At 72.4% G+C, this 3,292-nt stretch carries 4 protein-coding genes; 3 read left to right on the top strand and 1 reads right to left on the bottom strand.

Annotated features, from left to right (window positions below; genetic code table 11):
- Nucleotides 1-8: 8 nt before the first annotated feature.
- Complete coding sequence (locus AC0CYZ_RS19290; RefSeq protein ID WP_472218244.1) at nt 9-569, bottom strand: flavin reductase family protein; 561 nt, start codon at nt 567-569, stop codon at nt 9-11.
- A 114-nt stretch (nt 570-683) separates the two neighbouring features.
- On the opposite strand from AC0CYZ_RS19290, the gene AC0CYZ_RS19295 reads away from it, so the two are divergent.
- The 3 genes from AC0CYZ_RS19295 to AC0CYZ_RS19305 all read left to right on the top strand — a co-directional run.
- The gene (locus AC0CYZ_RS19295) at nt 684-1,514 is read left to right on the top strand and encodes an IclR family transcriptional regulator domain-containing protein (protein WP_472218246.1); all 831 of its coding nucleotides are present in this window, start codon (nt 684-686) and stop codon (nt 1,512-1,514) included.
- 39 nt (nt 1,515-1,553) lie between these two features.
- The gene (locus AC0CYZ_RS19300; RefSeq protein WP_472218248.1) at nt 1,554-2,579 is read left to right on the top strand and encodes a zinc-dependent alcohol dehydrogenase family protein; all 1,026 of its coding nucleotides are present in this window, start codon (nt 1,554-1,556) and stop codon (nt 2,577-2,579) included.
- A 75-nt stretch (nt 2,580-2,654) separates the two neighbouring features.
- A partial coding sequence (locus AC0CYZ_RS19305; RefSeq protein ID WP_472218250.1) for a polyphosphate kinase 2 family protein occupies nt 2,655-3,292 on the top strand: 638 nt, incomplete at its 3' end.

A 3,292-nucleotide genomic window follows, 5' to 3' on the forward strand; every position in this document is an offset into this window, starting at 1 on the left:
TCTCGGCCCTAGGGCTGTGGCGCGGCAGGGCTCAGGGCCTGGGAGAACCAGGACATGCCGCCCGGACCGTCGGCGGAGTCGTCCCAGAGCAACGGGTCGTGGTCGCCCCCGAGGTGGTGGAACTTCCCGGTGTGGAACAGCAGCGGTTGACCGGAGTGGATCCGGAACTGCTGCACCTCGCCCACGTACAGCACGTGGTCGCCGCCGTCGTAGTGCTGCCACGGCGTGCAGGCGATGTGCGCGAGCGCGCCGGCGAGCTGGGGAGCGCCGCAGTCGCTCTCGGCGTCCCAGACCACGTCCTGATTGGGTCGGCCGGCGAAGTGCAGGGCCAGCTCCTTCTGTGACGCCTCGAGGACGTTGACCGTGAAGGGCGTGGCCTCGACCAGCCCGCACAACCTCGAGCGCCGGTCCAGTGAGACCAGCACCAGAGGCGGGTCCAGGGAGACCGCGGTGAAGGCGTTCACGGTCGCGCCGTGCGGGGCGCCGCCGGCCCCCGCGCAGGTGATGACGGTGACCCCGGTCGTGAAGTGGCCGAGACACCGGCGGAGTTCTCGCGGATCGATCGACATCGACCGTCACCTCCAGGAGTACGCTATGCGTACAAGCTGCCCGCTGTGCGTACAGGCGACGGTGCCCCACCTCACAAGTTCGTGTCAAGGGGGAAGTTCGAGATGATGGGGACGATGACTGAGATCGGCGGGAGCGACCGCGACCACATCCAGAGCCTCGAGCGGGGCTTCGCGGTGCTGCTCGCCTTCGACGAACAGCGCCCCAACCCCACCCTCGCCGAGCTCGCCACGGTCACCGGCTACTCACGCCCGGCCGTGCGACGGATCCTGCTGACCCTGCAGAGCCTGGGCTACGTCGAGAACCAGGGGGTGCGCTGGGCGCTGACGCCGCGGGTGCTCTCGATCGGGCAGCACTACACGGCCTCGCACTCGATGCCCGACATCGCCCAGCCCCACCTCGTCCGGCTGGCGGAGAAGACCGGCGAGTCCGCGTCGCTGGCCACCCTCGACCGCGACGAGGTCGTCTACATCGCCCGCGTCGCCACCCGCCGGATCATGAGCATCAACGTCTCGCCCGGTACCCGGGTCCCCGCCCACGCGACGTCGATGGGGCGGGTCCTGCTGGCCTGGGAGAACCACCAGCGCATCGAGCGCTACCTCACCGAGACCGGCCTCGTCCCCTGCACCCCGCACACGATCACCGACCACGACCAGTTCCGCCGCTCCCTCGACCGCGTCCGGCGCCAGGGCTGGTCGCTGGTCTCCGAGGAACTCGAGGAAGGCCTGATCTCGGTCGCCGCGCCGGTGCGCGACCACACCGGCATCGTCGTCGCCGCCCTCGCGTCCTCGACGAGCTCAGGGCGCTCCACCCCCGGACATCTCGAGAAGGCCGTGGTGCCCCTGGCCCTCGAGACCGCCGACGCGATCAGCAACGACCTGGGCTACCGCGGACCCAGCGCCGCCTCGATCGCCAACACCCCGCCCGCACGCGACGGGTTCTACTGACCCCTCGCCGGGCGGCGTCGGCGAGACCGAGGAGGAGTCGTGCTGGGTGCCTACCTGCCGGGGAACCGCGAGGTCGAGCTGCGGGAGGTGCCCGACCCGCGGCCGGGCCCAGGACAGGTCGTGGTCGGGGTGCGCGCGTCGACCATCTGCGGCAGCGACCTCCGAGCGATCTACCGCGAGCACCTCGGCCAGGGCCCCGAGGCCTACCAGGACGTGATCGCCGGTCACGAGCCGTGCGGGCAGGTCGTCGCCGTCGGCGCCGGCGTGCGCCGCGTGCGCGAGGGCGACCGGGTCGTCGTCCACCACATCAGCGGCTGCGGGCAGTGCGACGAGTGCCGGCGCGGCTACCAGATCAGCTGCACCTCCGCTGCGCGGGCGGCCTACGGCTGGCAGCGCGACGGTGGGCACGCCGAGTTCCTGCTCGCCGAGGAGCGCGACCTGCTGGTGATGCCCGACGCCCTCACCTTCCTCGACGGCGCGTGCGTCGCCTGCGGCGGCGCCACCGCCTACGAGGCCCTGTGTCGGGTGGGGGTCTCCGGGCGCGACCGGGTGCTGGTCACGGGGCTCGGGCCGGTCGGGCTGATGACCGCGATGATCGCCCGGGCGATGGGAGCCACCGGCGTCGTCGGCACCGACCCCTCACCGGAGCGCCGGTCGCTGGCCACGGCGCTGGGAGCGGTCGACGACGCAGTCGCGGGCGACGACGACGAACTCGGCGACCTGCTCGGCGCCGGCGTGGAGGTGGCCGTCGACTGCTCCGGAGCGGGCGCCGCCCAGCTCACCGCACTGCGCCACACCCGCCGCTGGGGCCGCGTGGCGCTGGTCGGCGAGGGCGGGCGGCTCACCGTCGACGTCAGCGAGGTCCTCATCCACCGCCAGCTGACCGTGCACGGCTCGTGGGTGTCCTCGACCTGGCGGATGGCCGAGCTGCTCGACCGGCTCGTCCGCTGGGACATCCACCTCGAGCGGGTCGTCACCGACACGTTCGCCCTCGCCGACGCCGGGTCGGCCTACGTGCTCGCCGACTCCGGCGCCGAGGGCAAGGTCGGCATCGTCCGGGAGTGAGCACGACGGACGCCGCGAGCACCGGCTGATCAACCGAGCGTGGTCAGCGCTTCGGAACACTGCCAAGGTGGATGAGTGGAACGGCTGGATGCGGTGGACCTGTCCGCGACGCTCTCCCGGGAGCAGGGAGCCACCCAGCTCGCCGCGGCCCAGCAGCGCCTGATGCACCTGCGTCTGCTCCTGGCCGGACTGATCGGGTCGGGCCGGATCGGCCCCCCGCTGCTCGTGCTGTTCGAGGGGTGGGACGCGTCCGGCAAGGGCGGCGCCATCAAGCGCCTGGTCGCGCCCCTCGACCCTCGCCACGTGCGGGTGGTCCAGTTCGCCGCCCCGACCCACGACGAGCAGCGCCACCACTTCCTGTGGCGGTTCTGGCCGGTGCTGCCCGGATGGGGCGGGATGGCCGTGCTGGACCGGTCCTGGTACGGCCGTGTCCTCGTGGAGCGGGTCGAGGGCTTCGCCCCCGAGGCCGCCTGGGAGCGGGCCTACGGGGAGATCGTCGACCTGGAGACCACGTTGGCGGCCGAGGGCACCATCCTGGTCAAGTTCTTCGTGCACATCTCCCCGGACGAACAGCTCCGCCGCTTCGAGGCACGGGCCCGGGATCCCTACCGCGGCTGGAAGCTCACCGCCGAGGACTGGCGCAACCGCGACCGCAGGCCCGCCTACGAGGTAGCGGTGGAGGAGATGCTGCGCCGCACCGAGTCACCCGCCGG

The sequence above is a fragment of the Actinomycetospora sp. genome (assembly GCF_055612215.1).